Origin of the sequence: Mycobacterium paraffinicum (assembly GCF_001907675.1) — a bacterium.
GTDB classification, from domain to species: domain Bacteria; phylum Actinomycetota; class Actinomycetes; order Mycobacteriales; family Mycobacteriaceae; genus Mycobacterium; species Mycobacterium paraffinicum_A.
This window is the reverse complement of the sequence record NZ_MPNT01000003.1, coordinates 47,522-72,666: the sequence shown is the minus strand read 5'-3', so window position 1 is coordinate 72,666 and position 25,145 is coordinate 47,522. Positions and strand designations below refer to the sequence as shown.

The window sequence follows — 25,145 nt, the reverse complement described above, 5'->3', positions numbered from 1 at the left end:
GCGGACCTCTCGGTCTCCAGAGCCATGGTGACTTGCCACCGCCTGTGCGACCGCTCACTTGTTGCGTTGTGGCTCATGGTCTCTTCCGACCCTGTCGCCGTGGCATTCCCGCGAAGACCCGAGCCGAATCGTTGGGAGGCGGCCCAGCGCGCACCCGCCCGCAGCCTGCATTCGGGAATGCTTGCTAAGCAAGGAGTTTGCGTAGCGAGAGAATCAAAGCGCCTTGATTTGCTTCTTGGCTGCCCTGCGTAACTGGATCATCCTGGCGGCGCCCACCAGCACCGTGGTTGTGGCGCCGGCCACGGCCGAAAGCAGGTAGCCCACTCCGACCGGCAGGTTCCAGTGAAAAGCGAGGAAGTGCACGGTTATCGAGTCGGTGTTCTGCGCGACGAAGATGAGCAGCACGATCAGGATCAGCAGGCCGACTACGAGAGCCCACCAGGCGGCCGCTAGTCGGGTGAACGATCGCGATGACGGTTCGGCGGGAACGCGCGACTCAGTGCTCATGCTGGTGACTAGCCGTCAACGCGGTGCGCCAAACCCCTGAGGTGCGAAATCCTCTCCTGCTGTGGCGTTTGATTCGCCCGGTGCGGGGTATGAGAGCAGCGATGACTGTCAAAGAGCTGCCGCGGCGCGTCTGGCGACGCAGGCGCACGGCGCTGCGCCTGCAGCGCGACTTGTGGCTGGCGCAGCTGGCCCTGTGGCCCGCCGTGATCCTCTCGGCCATTCTGGTTTCGGTTGCCGCTCGTGCGTTGTGGCAGCGCAAGTCCCGTCCGCCTCAGCCCGAGGAGGCGGCGCCCGGCACGGATTCGGCGGTCGCCGGCGCCCCGGGGGGACAGCTGGGCCTCAGCGGCTGACGCGCCGCGCGAACAGGACCCAGGAGATCGCGGCCCACAGGAAAGCGAACGCCTGCGCGACACCGACGCGGCCGGACGGCACGAGCAGGCCCGCGACATAACGGTCGACGAACCCGGCGGTAGGTAGGGGATCCATGCCGGCGCGGCGGCGCGCCCACGATTCCGCCGACGTCAACGGGCAGGGCAACCTGAGCGCGATGACGGCGACGCCCCACGCCACGGCCGCCCGGTGCAGCACGATGGTGCGCGGCCAGCGCAGCGCGAGGAAGCCGCCGACGGGCACGTAGGCCAGGTAGGCGAGGTGCGCGCCCACGGTCACGACGACGGCGGCGACATACCCTTTCCGCACGGCAGTTGACCGTCAGCCCAAGCCGGTGCGCACCTGGTAGCGGCGCTCGGCGTAGGCGAGGTCGTCGCGCCAGAGCCTGTTGGCCGCGAACCGCATGAGCGGGGTGATCAGTGCGGCGGCCCGCGACGCGCGCGAGAAACCCGGCCGGTCCGAATGCGCGATCGTGGCTTCCAGCACGGCGGTGCGGGGAAGGCCGTCGGGGCCCAATCCGATTGGGGTGGCGTGGGTTTCGACCGTGCTGCCAGTTCCCTCGCCGTCCACGATGCGCATGACGATCGTGCGTGCCTCCGGGCAGCTGAACTCCGCGACGACGGGAACCCCCAGGCGTCCCATTCGGAAGGTCACCGCCACCAAGAAGCGATCGACGGTTTCGGTTGGGGTGGTGAGCACTTCGAGCCGGGTGAACGAATAGGGGTGAAACCAGGCGCCGTGCCAGGGGTCCAGCCGGTTGGCGATGATGTCGGCGGGCTCGCACACGCCCGCCATGCGGGCGACGGCGGCCAGGGTGTCGCCCGTCGGCCGGGCCGGTATCACCGGTCCGGCCGACGGCTCCTCGCCGCCCGCCCTGTCGAGCCGCACCCACACCAGGACGCCGTCGTCATGGCTGGGCAACGGGCTCCAGCCGAGTTCACGCGCCTGGCCATCCAGGGCCAGTCCGTGCCATCGGCAGATCAGGGTGCCGCCGTGCACCGTCCCGGTGGCCAGGTCCGCCCCCAGGTGGGGGCAGCTGCGCGGGCCGACGCGGAGCCGGCGTTCGTCGTCGCGCCAGGCGACGATGTCGACGCCGGCCACCCGGGCGCCGAACGGCCGCCCGGACCGCACGTCGGCGCTGCCGGCGAACGCGAACCAATTTCCGGTGGGCCTGCGCTGGGCCCGTTTCAGGGCGCCGTCGATGATGGCGGGTTGCGCCTCGTGGTAGGTCGGGCGCTGGTCGGCCCACGACGTGCGCGAAATCATCTGCAGCGGCCAGTCTTTGGGCCGCGTACCCGGCCATCGGTGTTGGAGCTGTTCGCGAATATTCATCGTCGGGTGGATCCTTCGCGGGTGGCGAGCCATCGCAACAGGGCCGACCGGCCCCGGGTGGGTACGGTGACCAACGGGTGGCCGCCCAGTCCCCATCTTCTCAGCAAATGGTTCGCGGCGCACCAACCCGTGGTGGCGGCGCGCTCCATCAGCGCGACCGGCAAGTCGACGCGGACGGCGTCGCCGGCCAACAGTAGGCACGGCTGGGGAGTGACCACCGCCGGGCGGTCCGCATAGGAGCCGGGCGCAAACAGCGGGCAATCGCTGCGATGCAGCAGTCGCTCGCAAACGATCTGCGCCGCCGCGGTTTCCGGATACACCTCGTGCAGCTGGCGCAGCGCCGCCGCGCGGGAGGGCGCGGCGTCGAGGGCGTAGGAATGCAGTTCGACGACCGACCCGTGGTGCGCAAGCGACCACTCGGCGGCCTGGCGTTCGTAGCGCTCCAACACGCTGATGTTGTCCAGTGGCTCGTGGCCGGCCGTGCCCAGGAACGCCGGCCGCCGCGCCGCGACGGGGCGATCGAGCCACAGCCGATGGACGGCGAACGGCGGGGCGGTCCGCAGCCGCGCGATCTGGGCGCGCCAGTCGTCGGCGGCCAGGCCGGTCGACGCGCCCACGACACGCTGCAGGCCGGCCACGTCGGTGGCCAGCACCACGGCGTCCGCGTCCAGGTGACCGCCCGAATCCGTGTGCACCCGAAACGGCTCCGCCGGCCCGGTCTCGACCCGAGAGGCGCTGGTGCCGAGCAGAAACCGCACGCCGCGGCCCTCGAGGTAGCCGCGCAGCGGCCCCCACAGGGCGGTGTCGTAGTTGGACGTGGGGACGTCGAAGATCAGGCCTTCGGACGAGCCGAGGAAGTAGATGTGGAACATGGCCGCCAACTCGGCCGCGGAGAGTTTGGCGGGGTCGGCGAAGAAGCTGCGGGAGAACACCTCGAACGCCAGATGCCTTGCCGCCTCCGGGAATCGGATGCTCTTGAGGAACGTCGCGGCGTCGAAGTGATCGAGGCGTTCGTAGATTCCGGGCACGGACACCGCGGCGAGCGGCGCGGCGGCGCGAGCGTCGATCTGGAGGAAGTCGCGAAGCCGGAACGTCGGGCTGCGGGCGGCGAACGCCACCGCGTTCCACGGTGGGGTGTGCGGCAGCCCCCGGAAGGTGTCGCGCCGGCCCGCACCGTCGATGAGCGGATAGTCGTCGACGGGCGTGAGCATTCGCAGCTGGGGTTCGATGCGGCGGAGCAGGGCGCGCAGGTTGTAGTACTGCCGGAAGAACGCGTGGAAGCCCCGATTCATCGCGAGGTCGGTCCCGTCTTCACGCTCGGTCCAGCCGCCCACCCGGCCGCCGAGGTATTCCTCCCGCTCGATCACGGCGACGGCGACGCCGCGTTCGGCCAGGCCGGTGGCGGCGGCCAGCCCCGCGATGCCGCCGCCCACGACGACGACCCGGGGTCGCGACGTCAGCGCGCTGGCATCCGGCAATCCGGTTGGCGCGGGGACTGTTTCGCGGCGGCGGTCGGTGGCGAGGACACTCATAGCGGCGCGTCCGCCAGGAAGGTGTGCACGATGTTGGCCTCCCAGCCGGGCATCGTCTCGCTGTGCACCGCGGTGAAGCCCGCGTCGGCGAGCCGCTCCCGGAATCGGGCCGCGCCGTCGAACTCCAGCACGCTGCGCCACAGATAGCGGTAGAGCGTCGCGTCGCGGGTGCGCCACCATCCGGCGGGAATGATGATGGCCCAGCACACGGCGTGCCAGATGCGGGTCGCGGTGGGGGAGTCGCGCACCGAGTACTCATGCACCGCGAGCGTGGCACCGGGTCGCAGCATCGTCCGAAGTTTCCGCAATTGGCCGTCCCGGTCGGCGAGGTTGCGGATCAGGTAGGCGGCCAGGATTCCGTCGAACGGCCCGGTGATTCCGTGCTCGGCCAGCTGCTCGACGGGGGTGTGCACGAACCGCACCGATGGGGGCCAGTCCTTCGCCGCCGCGGCGTCGAGCATGCCGCGCGAGGCGTCGACGGCGACGATCTCGGCCTCGGGGGCGACGGCCAGCAGCGCGGCCGTCGACGCGCCGGTGCCGCACCCGGCGTCGAGCAGCCGTAAGCCCTTGCCGCGGTCGCGTATTCGCATGCGGCGGGCGGAGAGCAGCAGTTGCTTGTGATAGCCGGGGCTGGCGTCCACCAGCCGGTCGTATGCCGGCGCTCCGGCATCGAAGGCGGCCGACAGTTCGCCGGGGTTCGGGCGAGCTTCACCGACGCGCACGTTGGCGTTCCCATCCCAGCAGCACCGCGGTGGCCAGTGCGAAGCCGAACAAGAAATCCTCGACCGGGATGTCGAACGGGAAGCGCAGGCCGGTGATGTGGCGAGGGTCGTAGCTGACGATGGGGGAGCTGAGCTTGGTCAGCCACCCGTCGACCGGAACCTGGAACCCGAGAATGATCAGCATCGACAGCCAGTAGGCCGGTCGCCGGAAGAGCCCGGTGCGCAGGACCACCAATTCCACTGCGCAGACGGCGAATACCGACGCCACGGCCGGAACGGTATAACCCAGGCCGTTCACCGCCGGTTGACCCTGTCCAGGATCGTGCTGACGGCGTTGTAGGTGAGCAGCGCACAGATCGGAATGACGACGAAGAACAGCACCTCTTCGATCGGCACCCGGAACGGGATGTCCAGGCCGGTGATATACGCGCCGTTGTACGTCCACACGTGCGCGGCGATGGCGATCTCGTCCCACAGCAGAAACGCCACGGCCACGGGGAAGACGGCCTTCACCAGCCGCCGCCACTGCCGGTAGACGCCGGGTCCGAAGAACTCCAAGGGCGCGGTGATCGCCAGGCAGGCGGCCAGGACCAGAAGATATTGCCAGCGATCGCTCATGCGGCCCCCGTGGCATCTGAAACGCCGGGCGAACCATTGCGCGCCCGCCACGACCGTATCAGCCCGATCCCGGCGACGTGCAGTCGTCGCGCTCTGCCGACCGTGGCCCGATGACTGAACACCGCGAAGTCGCTCTCCTCGATGCGGTCCAGGATTTCGGCGTACAGCGCCGCCGCGGTCGCCACGCACGGTTGCGAGCGCGGGCTCAGCATGGGGATGCCGATGGCCGCGAAACGGTAAGTATCACGGGCGATCTCGTGCTGGGCGGCCAGCGCGTCGCGCACCCGCGGGTGAGTGCGGCGATTCCGGTGACACCAGGTCAGCAGCTCCCGATCGACACCGTGCGCCGCGAGTTCGTCGGCCGGCAGGTAGACCCGCTGCCGCAGCAGGTCTTCGTCGACGTCGCGCAGGAAGTTGGTGAGCTGAAACGCCCTGCCGAGCGCCGCGGCGTAGGGTGCGGTCTCCTCGACCGGCGCCACGGTGCCCAAGACCGGAAGCACTTGCAGGCCAATGGCTTCGGCGGATCCGCGCATGTAGAGGTTGAGCGCCCCGCGGTCGGGGTAGTCGGTGACCGTCAGGTCCATCCGCATCGAGGTCAGGAAGTCGTCGAACAGCTCGGTGCCGATGCGGTAACGGCGGGCGGTGTGGGTGACCGCCGCGAGTACGGGGTCGTCGAGGTGGGTTCCGCCGGAGAAGAATTGGTCGGCCAGTTGCTGTAGCCGCACGCCGCGGACGTCGGCGCTCAACCCCGGGTCGAGGTCATCGAGGATGTCGTCGGCATAGCGCGCGAAACCGTAGAGGGCGTGCACCGCCGGACGTTGGTCGGGCGCCAGCAGGCGGGTGGCCAAGAAGAAGGTGCGGCCGTGCGCGGCGTTGAGTTCGCGGCAGCGCCGATAGCCCTCGCGCAGGCGCGGATCGTCGATTCCGGCCGCGTCCAGTTCGCTGCGAATCATGTCAGCCCGGCCCTCATGTCGTGATGCGTCGTCATCCGGTTGGCTCGGCCGGCGCTGGGGCCGGTGATGCGGTCGGCGGCAAGCCGACCCGAGATCAGCGTGGTGGGGACACCGACGCCGGGCACCGTCGACGACCCGGCGAGCACCGCGTTTTCGACGCCGCGCACCATATTGCCCGGCCGGAACGGGCCCGTCTGTGCGAAAGTGTGGGCCAGCGCGAAGGGGCTGCCCGCGGCCATGCCCTGCCGCGCCCAGTCGGCGGGCGTGACGGCGTCCAATACCGTTGCGCCCCCGCGCAACCCGGGCAGCAGCCGCGCCGCGACGTCGTCGATGAGGTTGTCGACGTACCGCCCGCCGACGGCGTCCCAGTCGATGGTCCCGCGGTCCAGATTCGGCGCCGGGGCGAGCACGTAGAGCAGGTCGTGCCCGTCCGGGGCCAGGGTCGGGTCGCTCGCCGTGGGGCGGGTGACCAGCAGCGAGGGATCCTGCATCATGCGGCCATCGCGGATGATGTCGGTGAAGGTCTGATCCCAGGAATCACCGAACAGGATCGTGTGGTGCGCCGCGTCGGAAGCGACACGGCGGCAGCCCAGGTGGGCCACGACCGCCGACGGCGCCGGGCGCAGCCGCATCGGGCGACGCGGTGTGCGGCCCAACAGTTCGTAGGTCTGCGGCAGTTCGGTGGTCAATACCACCGCGTCGCACGTGATGGGGTCCAGGCGGTCCGTCAGCACGGCCCTGACCCGTCCGGCGGCGCGGTCGAGCCCGGTAACCGTGGCGTCGTAACGGAATTCGACCCCCGCATCGGCGGCGGCGGCAGCCAGCGCGTCGGGCAGGGCGCGTACGCCGCCGCGCGGGAAGAACACGCCCGCGACGGTGTCCATGTAGGCGATGACCGCGTACACGGCCAGGGCGTTTTGCGGCGCCACGCCCGCGTACAGGGATTGGAACGTGAAGACCCGCTGCAGCCGAGGGTCGCTGATATGCCGCTTGACCACTCGATCCCACTTGCGGAAGCCGCCGATCGCGGCCAGCCGCGCCAGCTGCGGCGTCAGCAACGACAGCGGGGAGTCGAAGTTGGCGGCAATGAACCCGTCGAATTCGATCCTGTACAACCGCTGCAGCCACTCGCGCAGCCGCCGGTAGCCCGCTGCCTGCCCGAAGCCAGCGAACTCTTCAATGGCGGTGGTCATCCGGTCCGCGTCGGTGTGCACGTCGATCGCGCTGCCGTCGGCGAACACCGCCCGGTAGGCAGGGTCAAGCGGCAGCAACTCCAGTCGGCCCGACCGGCTCTGGCCCGCGGCCGCGAACGTCTCGTCGATGATGTCCGGCATCGTCAGCACCGTCGGCCCGGTGTCGATGCGGTAGCCGTCGATGTCGAGGCGGCCGGCGCGCCCGCCCGGCCAGGGGTGGCGCTCGATCACGGTGACCGTGCGCCCCCGGCCGGCCAGGTGCAGCGCGGCGGACAGGCCGGCGAGGCCGGCCCCGATCACCACTACGCGCTCGCTGCGTCCTTCGACGGTCCGCATATCAGCATGCTCCCAAATTTGTGCTGCTCATTCGGCGCGATCCGTGCAGGCGGCCGCCATTTCGGCCAGCGCGGCGCGAACGGGTTCGTCGATCGATGTGCCGTCGAGGTGTTCGCGCGCGGCCGCGACCCGGTCGGTGATCATCTGCTCGATCATCTGGACCGCCCCCGTCGCCGCGATCAGCGCTTTGCACCCGGCGAGCGCGTCGTCGTCAAGGGACTGGCCGTTCATCAGCTCGGTCAGTTCGGTCCGGGTGCGCGGATCGGCCAGCTGGTGAGCGGCCACCACGACGCTGGTTGCCTTGCGCTCCAAGAGGTCTCCGGCAGCCGGCTTCCCGGTGATCGCCGGTGAGCCGAAGACGCCGAGCACGTCGTCGCGAAGCTGGAAGGCTTCTCCGATGGCGGCGCCGTAGCGGCCGAGTCGGCTCAGCGTCCGGTCGTCGCAATCGGACATTGCCGCGCCGATCTCCAACGGCCGCCGCACCGTGTAGTTGCCCGACTTGCGCCGGGCGACGTCCAGCACGGCGTCCAGGGTGGGCATGCGCCGCACATCGCTGGTCAGGTCGGCGAACTGACCCAACGCAAGCTCGGTGCGCATGGTGTCGTAGCGGGGCCAGGCCCGCTGCAACCGCCGGGCATCGACACCGCTCTCGCGCAGCATCTGCTCCGACCAGATCAGGCAGAGGTCACCCAGCAGGATGGCGGCCGACTCACCGAACCGCGCTGACGAGCCGGATAACCCGCGTTCGCGGTGCCATTGGGCGAATTGCAGGTGCGCCGACGGACGCCCCCGCCGTTCGGCCGAACCGTCCATGACGTCGTCCTGCAGCAGCGCGAACACGTGCAGCAGCTCGAAACTGGCCGCTGCCCGCAGCGCCGCCTCGCCGGGCGCGGCACCGCAGAGCCATCCCAGGTACATGAACGTCGACCGCAGGCACTTGCCGCCCGAGGCGAACGCCATCAGGATGTCGCCGGCGGCGTCGACGCGAGTGTCGTCCAACTGGGAGCGTCGGGGTTCGACGAAGTGCCCGAGCAGCGCGAGGACGCCGTACCGCACGCTCGAGCGCCACTCGTCGAAGGGGGCGCTGCCCGGCCAGTCCGCGGCAGCCGCCGGCGACTCCGTGGCGGGCGTCAACGACAATGCACCCATCTTGGCCACGCGCTCCCTCCTGGACGGCTTGGCATTCCCAGGCTGAGACGGCTCAAACGCACGCGGTGATCACCGCTGTTCGGAGGCGAAAACCGGCGATTCCGCCGCCGCGATCCCGCTCCGATCGGCCCTTCCCAGCCTCGGACGACTTCCCATCACCTTCAATAACTTAAACATTAATTTACTGAAATGACTCTCGGTTCGCCAGTCGCAGTGCTGCCGCCTTGGCCACTCGCACTCCCGGCACGGCCGTCGCCGAAAGTCCATTTCAGTTAATTAACCATTAACGAACTGAACTGTGTGCCGGTTCGCCCGATATGCTCACTTTGTTATGGAAGCTGACGAGCAGCGCCTGCGCCGCGAAGCGCTTGAGTCGCTGATCTCGGCCGATCTGCGGGAGATATCGACCGAATCCGACCAGATCGGTCGGCGGTTTGCGATGTTACATCGGTTGCGGCCCAATGACTTCCGAGCATTGATGTACATCATGGTGGCAGAGACCGCGGGGCGGCCGATGACCTCGGGGGACCTCAGCCAACGAATGGGGTTGTCCGGTTCGGCGATCACCTACCTGGTGGACCGGTTGATCGACTCGGGCCACATCCGACGCGATTCCCACCCCGACGACCGGCGCAAGGTCATCCTGCGTCATGGCGAATCCGGCCTGGCCACCGCACGTTCGTTCTTCAGTCCACTCGATGCCCACAGCCGCGTCGCCCTCGAGGAGCTGCCCGACGCCGACCTGATGGCAGCGCATCGGGTGCTCGGGGCCGTGATCGACGCCCTGCAGCGATTCCAGGGCGAGCTGGCAGTTGCCCAGGAGTGATCGCCCATTTCGTCGCGTTGACCCTGTGACTTGTGCCGTTTGGTGGGGTCGCCCGCGGGTATACGCGGCTCAAGTGCGTATCCGACAGATCCCTCGGACGGACGTGAGGGGTGGTGGCGCCCAATGGAAGTAGTCAGCGGGCGGGGCGGTCGCCTGGCGATCGCGTTTGCGTTCGCGGTGACGGTGGTCGGCTGCCCGGGCCATGCAAGCGCGACCCCGACCGTCACTGCCTTTCCCGGTATGGAGATTCGCCAAGGCGCCACGGTGTGCATGGTGGGGTTGGTCGAGCCCCGGTTGCGGGTTGCGGTGACCAGCGGTCAATGCGGGAACGGCGAGACGGACGTCACCGACCATGACGGAAACCCGGTGGGGAAGGTGGTGCTCGCCCGCCGCCAGGCCGCCGACGACGCCGCCGCGAATCGCGCGATGTTGCCCGTCGAATACGAGGTCATCGCGCTCGGCCACGACGTGACCGCCTCGGATCTGTTGCCGACCGGCCGGCAACTGAAGTCCTCCCCGGGCCTGCGTGCGCAGCCGGGGCTGCCGGTGTGCCAGTTTCGTCGATCGGTCGGCCAGCGGTGCGGATCGATCAGCTCCGTCAGCGACGGCCGGTTCATCATCGCCGACGTGGCCGTCGACAGTCGTGACTTCGGTGGACCCGTCTATGCCCTGACCGACGACGGAGCCGTGATCGTTGGGCTGTTCGAGGGCATGTGGGGATCGGTGCCCGAGATGGAGTCCTGGCAGGCTGTGATGCAGCAGGTCTATATCGACGGCAGCGCGCAAAACCAGCAGCCGCAAACCCCCGGGGAACCACACCTGGTCGGCCGGCGGGTGGCCAGTCCATTTCCATCACCGTGACTTTTACGTCGGTGCCCACGCGGCGACTCCACGACCACGAAAACCGGCGCGCCACCGGAGCGAGCCAGAAGTCGGGCCCGCCGCCGTCGCCGATCCGACGGGTCCGGGAATGGCAGTCATCGGTCCCGAGTGGGCGTGGCCTGCGGGTTCGCATTCGGTCTGGCGCCCGGCTGCAGCGCGGTTGCTGGCCGACACGGATCGCGGGAACGTCGGCGCGGCGTCGCCCCCGTCACCGCGTTGGTGTTACGCACTAGTTAACGCGGCCGGGTCTGCCGAAACGTTCGCTCGCTTACGGGCCGTCGTGTCGGTTGCGTCCCGTTGTCGTCGACCGCGGGGACGCTCGCGCCTTGTTAGGCTGCCCCCATGCGCGTGGCAGAGGATGTTTGCTCAGTGCCCGTGCATTGTTGTCGCTGACTCGTCGAGCCCGTTCCGCGGTCCGGTATGGAGTCGATCACCCTGTGATGCCTCTCGGGTATTCAGCCGCCGCTACGGGACGCATGGATCAAAACCCCGCGACGGAAGGCCATCAATGCTCCACCGCACCGGTAGCGCACCGCGTCGGCGGCAAGGCGCCGCCCTCGCGCTGGTGTGCGGCCTGGTCACCGCCTGCGGCGGGGGCGCCAGTGACGCCGTGGGCGGGACGGGCCTGACGAACCCGAACACCAAGATCACCCTGGTCGCCTACTCGGTGCCCGAACCCGGTTGGAGCAAGGTCATTCCGGCGTTCAACGCCTCTGTGGAAGGCAGGGGGGTGCAGGTGGTTGCCTCGTACGCCGCCTCGGCCGACCAGTCCCGTGGGGTCGTCGAAGGCAAACCGGCCGACGTCGTGAATTTCTCGGTCGAACCGGACGTCACCCGACTGGTCAAGGCCGGCAAGGTCTCCGCGGAGTGGGACAAGGATGCCGCCAAAGGAATCCCGTTCGGCTCGGTGGTGACATTGGTTGTGCGCAAAGGAAATCCGAAACAGATCCGCGACTGGGATGACCTGTTGCGCCCGGGCATCGAGGTCGTGACGCCCAGCCCACTGAGTTCGGGTTCGGCCAAATGGAACCTGTTGGCCCCTTACGCGGCCAAGAGCGGCGGGGGAAAGGACGCCGGCGCCGGCATCGATTTCATCAGCAGATTGGTGCACGAGCACGTGAAGCTGCGACCGAGTTCGGGCCGACTGGCCACCGACGTCTTTGCCGAAGGCAGCGGCGATGTGCTGATCAGCTATGAGAACGAGGCCATCGCCGTTGAGCGGCAAGGGAAACCGGTCGAACACATTACGCCGTCGCAGACCTTCAAGATCGAGAACCCGCTCGCGGTAGTCGCCACGAGTCCACACCTGGACGCCGCGATCGCGTTCAAGAACTTCCAGTACACGGCGGCGGCGCAACGGCTATGGGCGGAGGCCGGTTTCCGGCCGGTCGAGCCGGCCGTGGCGGACAAGTTCCGCGACCTCTATCCGGTGCCGGTCAAGCTCTGGACGATCACCGACCTCGGGGGATGGGCCGATGTCGACCGGCAGTTGTTCGACAAGAGCACCGGCAGCATCACCAAGGTCTATCTGAAGGCCACCGGATGACGACCGCCGTCATCCCCGAACCGGAAGCGATTCGGCCGGAACTGGCTCCGCGCACAGGGCGGCCGGCTGAGCAGCCGATCCCGCGCTCACGTTCGGGCGGGCTGTCGCTTCAAGTCGGGGTGGCAACCCTGTGGCTCTCGCTGATCGTGCTGATGCCGTTGGCCGCGATCGCCTGGCAGGCCGTCGGCGGCGGGTGGCAGGCGTTCTGGTTGGCGATCACCTCGCACGCCGCGCTGGAGTCCTTCAGGGTGACGCTGATGGTTTCCGTCGTCGTCACGGTCATCAACTTGGTGTGCGGTCTGGCGACCGCATGGGTGCTCGTGCGCGACGACTTCATCGGTAAAGGCGTGATCGACGCCATCATCGATCTGCCGTTCGCCTTGCCGACCATCGTCACCAGCCTGGTGATGCTGGCGCTGTACGGCAAGAACAGCCCGGTCGGCGTCCATCTGCAGCACACGCCGCCAGGCGTCACGGTCGCGTTGATCTTCGTGACACTGCCCATGGTGGTGCGCGCCATCCAGCCGGTGCTGCTGGAAATCGACCGTGACGCCGAGGAGGCCGCGGCGTCACTCGGCGCCACCGGCCCCAAGATCTTTACGTCGATCGTCTTGCCGTCTCTGCTGCCCGCGCTGCTATCCGGTGCGGGCCTGGCATTCTCGCGCTGCATCGGCGAGTTCGGCTCGGTGGTCACGATCGGCGGTCAGGTGCCCGGCAAGACCGAGGTGTCCTCCCAGTGGATCCGCGCCCTGATCGAGAATGACGACCGGACCGGCGCCGCCGCGATATCGATCGTGCTCTTGTCGATTTCGTTCGCGGTGCTGTTCCTGCTGCGGATTGTCGGTGGCCGACGGGCCCGCCGCGAGGAGAAGGCGCCGTGAGCCAGGTGAGCTGGGGCCGCTACCTGACTCGATTCGCGGTGCTGACGTACCTGGGCGTGATGCTGATCGCTCCGGTGGCAATCATCGTATGGCGGACCTTTCGGCCCGGTTGGAATCAGTTCTACGACTGGGTGACTACGCCGGCGGCGATTTCGGCGCTGCAGCTGTCGTTGCTCGTGGTGGCCATAGTCGTTCCGCTGAATGTGATCTTCGGTGTGCTTGTCGCACTCCTGTTGGCCCGCAGCAGATTCCGTGGTCGGGGCGTGCTGCAGACGGTCGTCGACCTGCCGTTCGCCGTCTCACCGATCATCGTGGGCGTGGCCCTGATCGTGCTGTGGGGCTCGGCCGGGGTGTTGGGGTTCGTCGAAAAAGATCTCGGCATCACGATCATCTTCAGCATCCCCGGCATCGTGTTGGCCAGCATCTTCGTCACGCTCCCGTTCGTGGTGCGCGAGGTTCAGCCGGTGCTCCAAGAGGTGGGGATTGAGCAGGAGCTGGCGGCGGCCACTCTGGGTTCGAGGTGGCGGCAGACGTTTTGGCGGATCACGCTGCCGTCGATTCGGTGGGGCTTGACCTACGGGATCGTGCTGACCACCGCGCGTACCCTCGGCGAATTCGGCGGCGTGATCATGGTGTCGTCGAATCTGCCGGGCGAATCACAGACGCTGACCTTGTTGGTCAACGACCGGTACAACCGGGGGGCGGAGTACGGCGCCTACGCGCTGTCGACGTTGATGATGGGCGTCGCCGTGACGTTCCTGATCGTCAAGGTAATTCTGCAGGTGCGCCGGGCGCGCACGAAAATTGAAGCGTGACAAGGAGACACATATGACTCAGGCCGGCAGTGCCGAGACGCCCGCGATCACGGTGCGCGATGCCTACAAGCGCTACGGCGATTTCGTCGCGCTGGATCACGTGGACTTCGTCGTACCCACCGGGTCGCTGACGGCGCTACTGGGTCCCAGCGGTTCGGGCAAGTCGACCCTGTTGCGCACGATCGCGGGCCTGGACCAGCCGGACAGCGGGACGGTCACGATCCACGGCCGCGACGTGACGCACGTGCCGCCGCAACGCCGCGGCATCGGATTCGTGTTTCAGCACTACGCGGCGTTCAAGCACCTGACCGTGCGCGACAACGTCGCGTACGGGCTGAAGATCCGGAAACGCCCCAAGGCCGAAATCAAGGAGAAGGTCGACTACCTCCTGGAGGTGGTGGGGCTGAGCGGATTTCACCGCCGCTACCCCAACCAGCTTTCGGGGGGTCAGCGGCAACGCATGGCGCTGGCCCGGGCGTTGGCCGTCGACCCGCAGGTGTTGCTGCTCGACGAGCCGTTCGGCGCCCTGGACGCCAAGGTGCGCGAAGACCTGCGCGCCTGGCTGCGCCGCCTGCACGACGAGGTGCACGTCACCACCGTGCTGGTCACCCACGACCAGACGGAGGCGCTGGATGTCGCGGATCGGATCGCGGTGCTCAACAAGGGCCGCATCGAGCAGGTGGGGTCGCCGAGCGACGTTTACGACTCCCCGTCGAACCCGTTCGTCATGTCGTTCTTGGGTGCGGTGTCGGAACTCAACGGCGCCCTCGTCCGCCCGCACGACATCCGCGTAGGCCGCAACCCCGAAATGGCGGTCGCGGGCGGCGACGGCAGCGCGGCAGCCGTCGGCGTCGTGGCGGCCACCGTCGACCGGGTGGTCACGCTGGGGTTCGAGGTGCGGGTCGAGCTGACCAGCGCCGCCAGCGGTGCACCGTTCAGCGCCCAGATCACCCGCGGCGACGCCGAAGCGCTGGCCCTGCGCGACGGAGACACGGTGTACGTGCGGGCGACTCGGGTACCGCCGATCGGCCACCCGGCCGCCCGCCCGACCGACCGAGCTGACCATGACGACACCAGGTTGACCACCGCGTGACCGAGTAAGGAGCGTTTGACGCGTTTCCGTTGCGGGGAAACGGGAATTCGCCGCCGGTGAGCGTTTCCGATCTTGTCGCGTTGCCCTTCCAGTGGGGCTCCGCCATCCGGGGCAAACGGTTGTTCCATCCGGTCGGGGTGTTGGCGCAGGGCTGCATCGAACGGGTCGCCCCCGCGGGCGAGGGGCTGCCCATTGCGTCGTCTGAGGTTGTCGCCCGGGTGTCGAAGGCCAGCGGCACCCCCGGTGCCCTGCCCGACTTCATCGGCCTGGCCATCCGGGTCACACCGTCGCAGGGGACCGGGCCATGGGACATCCTGGTCGTCTCGTCGGGCTCGGGACTGCTGTCCCGGGCGTTGGCGCTGCGCCCGGCCATCTCGTGGGGCGATCAGACGCTGACCACGCTGATGCCGCTGCACTATCAGGGAGCCGATTGGTGGCTCAGGGCTCGGATCGTCGGCAAGATCGACGGTCTCGGCCTGTCGCTGGACAGCGTGCGCGACCGCCTCGAGCGTGACAGCATCGAAGTGTCGCTCGACCAGGCTTGTGGCAGCGGCGATTTCACGCCGTTGGGCCGTCTGACCCTGACCGGGATCGTCGACCCCGAACGGGCGGCGGACGTGTCGTTCGACCCCGTGATCAACACGCCGCCGGGCCTGAACCTGCACCCGCGGTGGCTCGCCGATCTGCGCGCCCGCGCCTACCGGCGAAGCCGTCACGGCAGAGATGCGGAGTAGTAGGTCGCCGTGTCCTGGCACACCAGATCGCAGCCCGGCGACGGCTTTCAATACGCGTCCGAGAAGCCCAGTGTTGGATTCACGGTCGTTCGTCGAGGCGGCTCAGCCGCGACGCGGCGGCCCGACCGCTCACCGTTCGGCCGGTGCCTTGACTCGTCACGGCAGTGTGGTGATCGTGCCGGCCGCCAGGAGTTCGGTGTAATAGCTTCCGCCCGGGTAGAAGTCGGGTGTGCTGGTGCCCGCGAGCATGTCGCCGATCCAGCCGCGGGTCAGTGCCCAGACCGCCGCGACGTTGTCCGGCTTGGGGCGACCGCACACCAGGTCTTCGTACCCGGGCTGGGCGCGGCGCAAACGCAATCGCGGCCAGCGCGACGATGCCGATCACGATCGCGGTGGTCCGACGGGCGCGCCGGGCCAGCGCACCTGGGTTCATTAAGTGATTGAACCATTAAGTTAGTTAAATGTGACCCGATCCGTGCCCAACGCCGCGATGGGTTGTTCAGCGGGCATGCCCGAGCAGGTGGCGCAGGGCCTGCTCGAGGTCCGGCTGGCGGAACGGGTGCCCGGCCGCGCTCAGCTTGTGCGGAAGGACTCGCTGGCTGGCGCACGCGAGTTCGCGTGCGCCCTGCTCGCCGAGCAACACCCGCGGTCCCAGCGATGGCACCGGCAACACCGCGGGCCGGTGCACGACGCGCGCCAGCGTCGCGGTGTACTCGCTGTTGCGGACGGGTTGCGGGGCAACGGCGTTCACGGGTCCCGACAGCGCCCCATCCCACAGCGCGCGGTGGTAGATGTCGACCAGGTCGTCGATTGCGATCCACGACAGCCATTGCCGGCCGTCGCCCAGCCGGCCGCCCAGCCCGGCGCTGAACAACGGGCGCATCAGCTTCAGCGTGCCGCCGCGCGGTGATTGCACGATCCCGGTGCGCACCCGCACCACGCGAACCCCGGACTGCTCCGCGGGCGTGGTCGCGGCCTCCCAGTCGGCGACCACGTCGGCGAGGAAACCGTCGCCCCGGTCGCTGTCCTCGGTGAGGATGTCGTCGCCCCGGTCCGATCCGTAGTATCCGATCGCCGACGCCGAGACGAACACCGCGGGGCGGTGCGAGGCGCGGCCCAGCGCCTCGGCGAGGCGGCGGGTGGGGCCAATCCTGCTGTCGCGGATGGCGTGTCGATGTTTGTCGGTGAACCGGCCGGCGATCGAGGCGCCCGCCAGGTGGATGACGGCGTCCACGCGATCGAACAGCGCCGGGTCGGGGTCGCCGGGATCCCATTGTCGCTCGTCGTCGCCGCGCGGGGAGCGGCGCACCAACCGGATGACGCGGTGGCCGCCCGTGGTCAGGAACGCCGTCAAAGCCGAACCCACCAACCCGGACGCTCCAGTGACCGCGACGGTCAGCGGAGCCAGCCCGTTGCCGGCGGCCAGTCGGTGGGCGGCCAGATCGTCGGCCAGCTGACGGTGCCGGTAGGTGAACATGGGTCGCAGCAACGACCCGGGCACCGGCGTGTCCACCCGGTCGATGACCCGGGTGTGCCCGTCGCCGACGGCCTCGAAGTCGTGGGTGTGCCGCCAGCGCACGGCGATTCGGGTGGGTAGTGTGGCCAGGCCGTCGCCGCCGATGGCGTCGACGAAGCGGCGCGGGGGGTCGTAGGAGTCGGGCTGGTGGACGGCGACCCAGCGCAGGCCGCCGGGTAGCGCCAGCGTGGCCCGCCCGTCCTTGAGCGAGGCGGCCTCCGAGACCAGCCGCATGGGCTGCCACGGCGGCGAGAGCCGGGCGAACGCGCCGGGTCGGGCGTGCCAGGCAAACACGTCGCCGATCGGCGCGTCGATCACGCTCGAATATTCCAGCCCCATTGCCGCAGGCTAGCGGTTGGGCAGGGCGTGTTCGGCGATGGGCATCCGTGGCTGTGGCTGCCGCTCGCCGCGCTTGGCGGCCAGATACACCTGCGCGGTCTCCCCGGCCACGGTCTTCCAGTCGAACGCCGAGGTGAGCCGTTCGCGGGCGGCGCGGGCGCGCCGCTGCGCGGCGTCCGGATCATCGAGCACGGCCCGCACCGCGGCGGCGAGCCGGGCGACGTCGCGAGGCGGACAGGAGACTCCGGTCTGGCCGTTGATCACCGCCTCGCCCAGGCCCCCGATGTTCGACGTGACGAGCGGCGTGCCCGCCGCGGCGGCTTCGAGCGCGACGATCCCGAACGGCTCGTAGTGGCTGGGCAGCACCGCGGCGTCGGCCCGGTGCAGCACCGCCAGCAGCTCGGCATGGCCGAGATGGCCGACGAACCGAATTGCCTTGAGCACCCTATGCTTTCGGGCCTGCTCTACGAGCCACTGCTGCTGGGTGCCCTCCCCGGCGACGGTCAGGGTGGTCCCGGGATGGGTGCGCCGGATGCGGGGCAGCGCGGCGATCAGGTCATGCACGCCCTTCTCGTACTCCAGCCGCCCGAGGTAGAGCAGCTCGGCCGGACCGGTGCTCGGCCGGCGCTCGGCGAACGGCCAGCGCGCGGCGTCGATCCCGTTGCGGATGACTGTGATTCCGGCCAGGCCGGGCCCGAACAATTCGGTGATCTCCTCGGCCATCGACGCCGAACAGGTGATCAGCGAATCGGATTCACGCACCAACCACGACTCGACGGCGTGCACCTGGCGACTGATCGCGCCAGACACCCAGCCGGAGTGCCGTCCGGCCTCGGTCGCGTGGATGGTGGAAACCATTGGTACGTCGAAGAACTGCGCGAGCGTGATCGCCGGATGTGCCACCAGCCAGTCGTGCGCGTGCACCACGTCGGGGCGCCACGGCCGGTTGGTTCCCCGCTTCTTCAGGGACAGGCCCTCGCGGGTCATGGAATGGCCCATGGCCAGGGTCCAGGCCATCATGTCGGTGCCGAACGAGAACTCGTGCGGGTCTTGGGCGGCGGCGATCACCCGGACGCCGTCGACCACCTCGTCGGACGACGGGTGCGTGCTGGGGTCCGTGCCGGTGGGGCGGCGGGAGAGCACGACGACCTCGTGCCCGGCCGCGGCCAGCGCCGTCGACAGGTGATGCACGTGCCGGCCCAGCCCGCCGATCACCACCGGCGGGTACTCCCACGACACCATCAGGACCTTCACGCGGCCGCCCCGCTCATCGGGGCAGCCTGCGGGCGTCCAGCGCGCCGAACAGCCCGTCGGCGCGATTCCATCCCTCGGCCAGGCGCCCAGCGGCGTCCCGCCGCCCGGACGCGAGCGCCCCGGCGATCTCGCGGGTGGCGTGCGCATGCAGGTGAGCGCGGTAGCGCGCGTAGTCGGCGGCCGAGTCCTTGCTCACCATGAACGGCCAGTCGCTGGAGACGGTGAGCAGGGTCTCGCGCAGGATCTGATCGGCGACGTGGTCGCGGGGGAGCGGCCCGTCCAGCGAGGCTCGCTGCGCCAGCGCCTTGTCGACGGTGCTCAGCGCCGTGTCGACCACTTCATTGTTGAGCTGGACGAGATCGGCCACCTTGTCACCGGCCCACACTTGCCAGTCCTTGCCCGATCCCCACGAACTGGGCGGCAATGCGACTGCGCGCCCGACGAATCCGCCGGCGATGGCATCGCTCAGCGTTCCCACCCGCACACCGGCGGCGGGCAGGGCCCGCAGCAGCCGCTGCAGCCACGTCGGGCCCTCGTACCACCAGTGGCCGAACAGCTCGGTGTCGAAGGCGGCGACCACGTGTGCGGGGCGCCCGATGCGTTCGGATTCGCTGGCCAGCCGGTTGCGGACCACCTCGACGAAGTCGGCGACGTGGACGTCGACGGCGTGGTCGGCGCGCTCGGGATCGTACGGAGCCTTGGCCTCCGACGGGACGTTGCGGCCGGTGACCCGGGCCGGCTTCAGCCCGGTGAGGTGGTCGTAGGTGTGGAAGTCGCGGTAGGCGGCGTGTCCGGGGTAGCCGGACTTGGGTGACCACACCCGGTAGCTGACCTGCAGGTCGCGTCCGAACGCGACGACGTCGGTGTCGCCGACGGGCCGGCCCAGCGCGGTGTCGCCGTGCAGCGACGGCCCGTCGACCATGAAGTGGGTGACACCCGCTGCGGCATAGTCGTGTTCCAGGCCCGGGGCATAGGCGCACTCGGGCGCCCAGATCCCGCTGGGGCCCCGCCCGTTTCGCGCCCCGAGGCGCGACTGCGCGTCGGCCAGCCCCTCGCGCAGGGCGAACTCGCGCAGGCGCGGCGCGAGCAGCGGCTGGAAGGGGTGGGCCAGCGGGCCGCCGAGCAACTCCACCGTGCCGGCGTCGACCAGGCCGCGCAGCAGCGGGCTACCGCCGTGCCGCCATCGGGTGGCGAAATCCTCCAGCGCGCCGTCAGCCTCGGCGCATTCTCGAATTCCCAAGGTGCGCAACGCTTCCGGCGTGCAGGATGGGTAGTCGGCCGATTTCGAACGCGCGGCGGACCGAACGCTGGCGGCCTCGGCGGCCCGCAGCCGCCAGTTGGCCAGCCAGTGGTGCATGCCGTCCAGGCAGTAGGGATCGTCGAGTTGCGCGTTCACCACCGGGGTGACGCCGAGCGTGATCAGTCCACGGCGGTCCTCGTCGGCCAGCGTGGTCAGCACCCGCATCAGCGGCAGATAGGCCGCCGCCCACGACTGGTAGAGCCACTCCTCGCCGACCGGCCACCGGCCATGATGGGCCAGCCACGGCAGGTGGGTGTGCAGGACCAGGGTGAACATGCCGGGCACCCGGTCGTGCGAATCGCTCACGGCGCCACCGCGATCGCGATCAGGTCCAGGCTGTCGTCGATGTCACGGGGACCGCTTTCGATGTCGAAGTCGTCGCACGTCACCGCGGCGACGTCGGCCACCAGCTCCGGCGGCCACGGCGCGTCCGCGACCGCCCGCTCGATCTGCGCGTCGATGATGGAGCCGCCGTGGCGGGCGTCCATCTCCCGCAGCCGCGGACCGTGGAACAGTCCGCTGATCGACACGTCGCGGAAGCCCGCATCGACCAGCAACTCGGTCAGCTCGGCGGCGTTGAGCTCGCGAGTGTGGAACGGGTTGATCGGGGTGTCGCGGCCGGGCGAGAAGGTGATCCGGTTCGGTGTCGACACCATCAGCAACCCGCCGCGACGCAGCACGCGCGCACACTCCGCGACAAATTGTGCCTGATCCCACAGATGCTCGATGACTTGGAAGTTGACCACAATATCCACCGAAGCATCGGGCAGCGGCAGCGCCGCCAGGTTGGCCTGCATCACCTCGACGCGGGGGTAGCGGCTGCGCACATGGGCCACGGCGGCCTCGTCGTAATCCACGGCCACGACCCGGCGGGCGACGGCGGCGATCAAGTCCGCGCCGTACCCCTCGCCGCAGCCGGCCTCGAGCACCTCGCGGCCCGCGCAGCGCCCGGCCAGCCGCTGGTAAACCACCTCGTGGCGGCGGAACCAATAGTTCTCGACATCGAGGCCCGGGATGGTGCGCTCACCGGTCAACGTCAGCACGGGATCAGCCGCCGGCGAAGGTTCACCGGGGCTGTGCCAGGGGACGTCGGGGACGGTTGCGCTCATCGCATAGGCAGGCTAACGCGAAGTGTCGGATTCGCGAACCGGGAACGGGGCACCCCCTGTTACGGAGGGCGGACACGCCGGAAGAACCCGCAGTACCACCCGCTATGGTGTGAAGGCAGGCTGCACAAAGTTACCGAGTAGTAACACGACCGTGCGCTGCGAAACGCGTACTGAAAGTCTCGTGGTCGACTGCTGCGAGACTCCTTCGAGGAGGACGAACCACACTCATGACGAACATCGTGGTCCTGATCAAGCAGGTCCCAGACACCTGGTCCGAGCGCAAGCTGAACGACGGCGATTACACGCTGGACCGCGAGGCCGCCGATGCAGTGCTGGACGAGATCAACGAGCGCGCCGTCGAAGAGGCCCTGCAGATCCGCGAGCGAGAGGGCGGCGAGGGGTCGGTCACGGTGCTGACCGCCGGCCCCGAACGTGCCACCGAGGCGATCCGCAAGGCACTGTCGATGGGAGCCGACAAGGCCGTCCACCTCAAGGACGACGGCATGCACGGCTCCTGCGTGGTGCAAACCGCATGGGCGCTGGCGCGCGCGCTGGGCACCATCGAGGGCACCGAGCTGGTCATCGCCGGGAACGAGTCGACCGACGGCTCCGGTGGCGCGGTGCCGGCGATCATCGCCGAGTACTTGGGCCTGCCGCAGCTGACCCACTTGCGCAAGCTGTCGATCGAGGGCGGCAAGGTCACGGGCGAGCGGGAGACCGACGACGGTGTGTTCACCCTCGAGGCGTCGCTGCCCGCGGTGGTGAGTGTGACCGAGAAGATCAACGAGCCGCGCTTCCCGTCCTTCAAGGGCATCATGGCCGCCAAGAAGAAAGAGGTCACGGTGCTGACCCTCGCCGAGATCGGGGTCGAAAGCGACGAGGTCGGGCTTCAGAACGCCGGGTCGACGGTGCTGTCGTCGACGCCGAAGCCGCCGAAGACCGCGGGTGAGAAGGTCACCGACGAGGGCGAGGGCGGGAACCAGATCTCCCAGTACCTCGTGGCCCAGAAGATCATCTAGCCGAGCACCCATCCCACAGACGAGAAGAGCGAAGAAACCATGGCAGAAGTTTTGGTGCTCGTTGAGCACGCCGAAGGCGCACTGAAGAAGGTCACCTCCGAACTGATCACCGCCGCCCGCAAACTGGGCGAGCCAGCCGCCGTCGTGGTCGGCAAGCCGGGAACGGCCGCGCCGCTGGTCGACGGCCTCAAGGAGGCCGGTGCCGAGAAGATCTACGTCGCCGAGTCCGACGACGCCGAGAGCTACCTGATCACCCCGGTGGTCGACGTGCTGGCCTCGCTGGCCGAGTCCAACTCGCCCGCCGCCGTGTTGCTGTCCGCCAACGCCGACGGCAAAGAGGTCGCGGGCCGGCTCGCCGCCCGGATCGGCTCCGGGCTGCTGGTCGACGTGGTGGGCGTCGAAGAGGGCAAGTTCGTGCACTCGATCTTCGGTGGCGCATTCACCGTCGAGGCGAAGGCCAACGGTGACACCCCGATCGTCACGGTCCGCGGCGGCGCCATCGATGCCGAGCCGCAGGCCGGAGCCGGCGAGCAGGTGACCGTCGAGGTACCCGCGCCCGCCGAGAACGCCACCAAGATCACCGCGCGCGAGCCGGCGGTCGCCGGCGACCGCCCGGAGCTGACCGAGGCCACCATCGTGGTGTCCGGTGGTCGCGGGGTGGGCAGCGCCGACAACTTCCACGTGGTCGAGGAGCTGGCCGACTCGCTCGGCGGCGCCGTCGGCGCGTCGCGCGCCGCGGTCGACTCGGGTTACTACCCGGGCCAGTTCCAGGTCGGTCAGACCGGCAAGACGGTGTCGCCGCAGCTCTACATCGCGCTGGGCATCTCCGGGGCGATCCAGCACCGGGCGGGCATGCAGACGTCCAAGACCATCGTCGCGGTCAACAAGGACGAAGAGGCGCCGATCTTCGAGATCGCCGACTACGGCGTGGTGGGCGACCTGTTCAAGGTCGCCCCTCAGCTGACCGACGCCATCAAGCAGCGCAAGGGCTGAGCTTCTCGGCCCAGGAGCCCCCGACACCGCGGTGTCGGGGGCTCTCGCGTATCACGGCGGCTGGCGCGCCGCGGCGGCGCGGCGCGGAGCGCACCAGGTGGGCCGCATCCACATTTCGTCATCTGACGTGCACGGACACGTCACAGCCACGACGCCGACTCGCTCACCGGTTGCGCAACGTTAGTGCACATGAGCATTGCTTCTGTCCTGATCCCCAGCGACAGGCCCGACGGCGCGACGACGGCGCCGTCCGCCGGGGCCCGATACTCACTGTTGCTGTCGACCGATCCCAGCATGATCGAGGCGGCGCAGCGGCTCCGGTACGACGTCTTCAGCAGCACGCCCGGCTTCGCGCTGCCGACCAACGACGGCGAACGACGGGATGTCGACAGGTTCGACGAGCACTGCGACCACCTGCTGGTCCGCGACGACGGCACCGGCGAACTGGTGGGTTGTTACCGCATGCTGGCCCCGGCCGGCGCCATCGCGGCCGGGGGCCTCTACACCGCGACGGAGTTCGACATCCGCGGCTTCGACCCGCTCAGGCCGTCGCTGGTGGAGATGGGACGCGCGGTGGTGCGCGAAGGCCACCGCAACGGCGGCGTCGTGCTGCTGATGTGGGCCGGCATCCTGGCCTACCTGGACCGCTACGGCTACGACTACGTGACCGGCTGCGTGTCGGTGCCCATCGGCGGAGACTCCGAAGCTCCGGGTAGCCACATTCGCGGGGTGCGTGACTTCGTCCTCAGCCGCCACGCGGCCCCGCCGCAGTACCGGGTGCGTCCGCACCGGCCGGTGGTGGTCGACGGGCAGGCGCTTGACCGGATTCCGGCTCCAACGCGGCCGTCGATCCCGGCGCTGATGCGCGGGTACCTGCGGCTCGGCGCCCAGGTGTGCGGCGAGCCGGCGCACGACCCCGACTTCGGGGTGGGCGATTTCTGCGTCCTGCTCGAAAAGCAGCGCGCCGATACGCGATATCTGAAGCGGCTGCGCTCCGTGTCGGCCGCCTCGCAGCTGGCCGGCGGCGACCGATGAGCACGCCCGCCCGCACCGGGCACTCCTGGCTACCGCGCGCGTCGTGCGACGCCGGTTGTGTGCGCCCCGGCGACGTGGCCGCGTCGCCGGGGCTGTTGGTGGCGCTGCGGGTGACGCTTCGCGTGATGCTCGCGCTGCTGCTGGCGCCCGGGGTGGCGCTGCTGGCGGTACCGCTGCCCGGCCGTACCCGCGTGCAGCGCATCTACTGCCGGATGGTGTTGCGCTGCTTCGGAATTCGGATCACGGTTACGGGCAGCCCGATCCGCAACCTGAGCGGGGTCCTGGTGGTCAGCCCGCACACGTCGTGGCTGGACGTCTTTGCCATCGGGTCGGTGCTGCCCGGGTCGTTCGTCGCCCGGGCCGACATGTTCACCGGGCCCGCCACCGGGATCGTGGCCCGCATCCTGAAGATCATCCCTATCGAGCGGTCCAGCCTGCGGCGCCTGCCCGCGGTGGTGGATACCGTCGCCCGCCGGCTGGGCGCCGGCCAGACGGTCGTGTGCTTCCCGGAGGGCACCACCTGGTGCGGTGCGCCCGGCGACGCTGCCGGCCGTGCGGCGGCCGGGCCTCGGGGCGGCCAGCCGCACCTTGGCCGCGGGGCGTTCTACCCGGCGATGTTCCAGGCCGCGATCGACGCCGGCCGTCCGGTGCAGCCGCTGCGGCTGACGTACCACCACGTCGACGGCAGCGTCTCGACCGTGCCGGCCTTCGTCGGCGACGAGACGCTGGTGGGGTCCATCCGCAGGCTGCTGACCGTGCGTCGCACCCTGGCCCGGGTGCACGTCGAATCCCTGCAGCTCCCGGGGACCGATCGGCGGGCCTTGGCGAGCCGCTGCCAGGCCGTGGTGGGCGTGGGCACGGCCCGGCCCGCTGGTCGCGGGTCCGTGCTGGTGGCCTAGTAGCCGAGTGGTGGCGACCCGCCGCGCCCGGCTGCGCCGCGCTTGCGATCGCCACTGGCCAGATGGTGGCGACCCGCCGCGCCCGGCTGCGCCGCGCTTTCGATCGCCACTGGCCAGATGGTGGCGACCCGCCGCGCCCGGCTGCGCCGCGCTTGCGATCGCCACTGGCTCA

General features: G+C 69.4%; 27 protein-coding genes. 12 read left to right on the top strand and 15 right to left on the bottom strand.

All coding sequences use genetic code 11. From position 1 onward, the window contains the following. Nucleotides 1-213 precede the first annotated feature (213 nt). Complete coding sequence (locus BRW65_RS04900; protein ID WP_073871928.1) at nt 214-507, bottom strand: LapA family protein; 294 nt, start codon at nt 505-507, stop codon at nt 214-216. A 101-nt stretch (nt 508-608) separates the two neighbouring features. Here BRW65_RS04900 and BRW65_RS04895 point away from each other — a divergent pair, with 101 nt between their 5' ends. Then, a complete protein-coding gene (locus tag BRW65_RS04895; protein WP_073871926.1) occupies nt 609-857 on the top strand; it encodes a hypothetical protein in 249 nt (82 codons plus the stop codon). Here the strand turns inward: BRW65_RS04895 and BRW65_RS04890 are convergent. Genes BRW65_RS04890 through BRW65_RS04850 form a run of 9 tightly spaced genes read right to left on the bottom strand, consistent with a single transcriptional unit; the run spans nt 847 to nt 8,732 of the window. Further along, a complete protein-coding gene (locus BRW65_RS04890; RefSeq protein ID WP_244167985.1) occupies nt 847-1,206 on the bottom strand; it encodes a DUF2784 domain-containing protein in 360 nt (119 codons plus the stop codon). The genes BRW65_RS04895 and BRW65_RS04890 overlap by 11 nt on opposite strands. 12 nt (nt 1,207-1,218) lie before the next feature. Then, nucleotides 1,219-2,229 carry a DUF5914 domain-containing protein gene (locus BRW65_RS04885; RefSeq protein WP_073871924.1) on the bottom strand — a complete coding sequence of 337 codons (1,011 nt, stop codon included), beginning with the start codon at nt 2,227-2,229 and terminating at the stop codon, nt 1,219-1,221. Further along, nucleotides 2,226-3,761, bottom strand: a complete 1,536-nt coding sequence (locus BRW65_RS04880; RefSeq protein WP_073871922.1) for an FAD-dependent oxidoreductase — start codon at nt 3,759-3,761, stop codon at nt 2,226-2,228. The genes BRW65_RS04885 and BRW65_RS04880 overlap by 4 nt, the downstream gene beginning before the upstream one ends. Then, the gene (locus BRW65_RS04875) at nt 3,758-4,483 is read right to left on the bottom strand and encodes a class I SAM-dependent methyltransferase (protein WP_073871921.1); all 726 of its coding nucleotides are present in this window, start codon (nt 4,481-4,483) and stop codon (nt 3,758-3,760) included. The genes BRW65_RS04880 and BRW65_RS04875 overlap by 4 nt, the downstream gene beginning before the upstream one ends. Further along, nucleotides 4,470-4,781 (bottom strand): lycopene cyclase domain-containing protein, encoded by a 312-nt coding sequence (locus tag BRW65_RS04870; protein WP_073871920.1) that lies wholly within the window; start codon nt 4,779-4,781, stop codon nt 4,470-4,472. Before BRW65_RS04870 ends, BRW65_RS04875 begins: the two co-directional genes overlap by 14 nt. Then, on the bottom strand, nt 4,778-5,101 hold the full coding sequence (locus BRW65_RS04865) for a lycopene cyclase domain-containing protein (RefSeq protein ID WP_073871918.1): 324 nt from the start codon (nt 5,099-5,101) through the stop codon (nt 4,778-4,780). Before BRW65_RS04865 ends, BRW65_RS04870 begins: the two co-directional genes overlap by 4 nt. Beyond that, on the bottom strand, nt 5,098-6,054 hold the full coding sequence (locus BRW65_RS04860; RefSeq protein ID WP_073871916.1) for a phytoene/squalene synthase family protein: 957 nt from the start codon (nt 6,052-6,054) through the stop codon (nt 5,098-5,100). Before BRW65_RS04860 ends, BRW65_RS04865 begins: the two co-directional genes overlap by 4 nt. Beyond that, a complete protein-coding gene (gene crtI, locus BRW65_RS04855; RefSeq protein WP_073871914.1) occupies nt 6,051-7,583 on the bottom strand; it encodes a phytoene desaturase family protein in 1,533 nt (510 codons plus the stop codon). The genes BRW65_RS04860 and crtI overlap by 4 nt, the downstream gene beginning before the upstream one ends. Nucleotides 7,584-7,610: 27 nt before the next feature. Continuing rightward, the gene (locus BRW65_RS04850; RefSeq protein WP_073872315.1) at nt 7,611-8,732 is read right to left on the bottom strand and encodes a polyprenyl synthetase family protein; all 1,122 of its coding nucleotides are present in this window, start codon (nt 8,730-8,732) and stop codon (nt 7,611-7,613) included. Nucleotides 8,733-9,063: 331 nt separating this feature from the next. Between BRW65_RS04850 and BRW65_RS04845 the strand changes: the two genes are divergently transcribed. The 7 genes from BRW65_RS04845 (at nt 9,064) to BRW65_RS04815 (ending at nt 15,509) form a co-directional block, all read left to right on the top strand. Beyond that, nucleotides 9,064-9,558: a MarR family winged helix-turn-helix transcriptional regulator gene (locus BRW65_RS04845; protein WP_073871912.1), complete on the top strand. Its 495-nt coding sequence runs from the start codon at nt 9,064-9,066 to the stop codon at nt 9,556-9,558. Between the two features lie 123 nt (nt 9,559-9,681). After that, entirely contained in the window at nt 9,682-10,419 is a 738-nt protein-coding gene (locus BRW65_RS04840) for a hypothetical protein (RefSeq protein ID WP_073871910.1), read from the top strand. 529 nt (nt 10,420-10,948) lie between these two features. Further along, nucleotides 10,949-11,986 carry a sulfate ABC transporter substrate-binding protein gene (locus BRW65_RS04835; protein WP_073871908.1) on the top strand — a complete coding sequence of 346 codons (1,038 nt, stop codon included), beginning with the start codon at nt 10,949-10,951 and terminating at the stop codon, nt 11,984-11,986. Beyond that, a complete protein-coding gene (cysT, locus tag BRW65_RS04830; protein WP_073871906.1) occupies nt 11,983-12,867 on the top strand; it encodes a sulfate ABC transporter permease subunit CysT in 885 nt (294 codons plus the stop codon). Before BRW65_RS04835 ends, cysT begins: the two co-directional genes overlap by 4 nt. Then, a complete protein-coding gene (cysW, locus tag BRW65_RS04825; protein ID WP_073871904.1) occupies nt 12,864-13,682 on the top strand; it encodes a sulfate ABC transporter permease subunit CysW in 819 nt (272 codons plus the stop codon). Before cysT ends, cysW begins: the two co-directional genes overlap by 4 nt. A 13-nt stretch (nt 13,683-13,695) precedes the next feature. Next, nucleotides 13,696-14,775, top strand: a complete 1,080-nt coding sequence (locus BRW65_RS04820; protein ID WP_073871902.1) for a sulfate/molybdate ABC transporter ATP-binding protein — start codon at nt 13,696-13,698, stop codon at nt 14,773-14,775. Between the two features lie 56 nt (nt 14,776-14,831). Next, on the top strand, nt 14,832-15,509 hold the full coding sequence (locus tag BRW65_RS04815; RefSeq protein WP_073871900.1) for a phosphodiesterase: 678 nt from the start codon (nt 14,832-14,834) through the stop codon (nt 15,507-15,509). A gap of 156 nt (nt 15,510-15,665) precedes the next feature. Here the strand turns inward: BRW65_RS04815 and BRW65_RS31635 are convergent, their stop codons facing one another. The 5 genes from BRW65_RS31635 to BRW65_RS04790 form a co-directional block, all read right to left on the bottom strand. Then, a complete protein-coding gene (locus BRW65_RS31635; protein ID WP_167373997.1) occupies nt 15,666-15,827 on the bottom strand; it encodes a hypothetical protein in 162 nt (53 codons plus the stop codon). A 181-nt stretch (nt 15,828-16,008) separates the two neighbouring features. Further along, nucleotides 16,009-17,364 (bottom strand): TIGR01777 family oxidoreductase, encoded by a 1,356-nt coding sequence (locus BRW65_RS04805; protein ID WP_073871896.1) that lies wholly within the window; start codon nt 17,362-17,364, stop codon nt 16,009-16,011. Nucleotides 17,365-17,373: 9 nt separating this feature from the next. After that, nucleotides 17,374-18,618 carry a glycosyltransferase family 4 protein gene (locus BRW65_RS04800; protein WP_073871894.1) on the bottom strand — a complete coding sequence of 415 codons (1,245 nt, stop codon included), beginning with the start codon at nt 18,616-18,618 and terminating at the stop codon, nt 17,374-17,376. A gap of 13 nt (nt 18,619-18,631) precedes the next feature. Next, nucleotides 18,632-20,194, bottom strand: a complete 1,563-nt coding sequence (locus BRW65_RS04795; protein ID WP_139272891.1) for a 1,4-alpha-glucan branching protein domain-containing protein — start codon at nt 20,192-20,194, stop codon at nt 18,632-18,634. 26 nt (nt 20,195-20,220) lie between these two features. After that, nucleotides 20,221-21,027, bottom strand: coding sequence for a class I SAM-dependent methyltransferase (locus BRW65_RS04790; RefSeq protein ID WP_073871890.1), 807 nt, complete (start codon nt 21,025-21,027; stop codon nt 20,221-20,223). A gap of 227 nt (nt 21,028-21,254) precedes the next feature. On the opposite strand from BRW65_RS04790, the gene BRW65_RS04785 reads away from it, so the two are divergent. The 4 genes from BRW65_RS04785 to BRW65_RS04770 all read left to right on the top strand — a co-directional run bounded on the left by BRW65_RS04785 (nt 21,255) and on the right by BRW65_RS04770 (nt 24,973). Further along, a complete protein-coding gene (locus BRW65_RS04785) occupies nt 21,255-22,046 on the top strand; it encodes an electron transfer flavoprotein subunit beta/FixA family protein (RefSeq protein ID WP_073871888.1) in 792 nt (263 codons plus the stop codon). 39 nt (nt 22,047-22,085) lie between these two features. Beyond that, nucleotides 22,086-23,039 carry an electron transfer flavoprotein subunit alpha/FixB family protein gene (locus BRW65_RS04780; protein WP_073871886.1) on the top strand — a complete coding sequence of 318 codons (954 nt, stop codon included), beginning with the start codon at nt 22,086-22,088 and terminating at the stop codon, nt 23,037-23,039. Between the two features lie 189 nt (nt 23,040-23,228). Continuing rightward, nucleotides 23,229-24,074 (top strand): GNAT family N-acetyltransferase, encoded by an 846-nt coding sequence (locus BRW65_RS04775; protein WP_073871884.1) that lies wholly within the window; start codon nt 23,229-23,231, stop codon nt 24,072-24,074. Then, the gene (locus BRW65_RS04770; protein WP_073871882.1) at nt 24,071-24,973 is read left to right on the top strand and encodes a lysophospholipid acyltransferase family protein; all 903 of its coding nucleotides are present in this window, start codon (nt 24,071-24,073) and stop codon (nt 24,971-24,973) included. Before BRW65_RS04775 ends, BRW65_RS04770 begins: the two co-directional genes overlap by 4 nt. Nucleotides 24,974-25,145 lie beyond the last annotated feature (172 nt).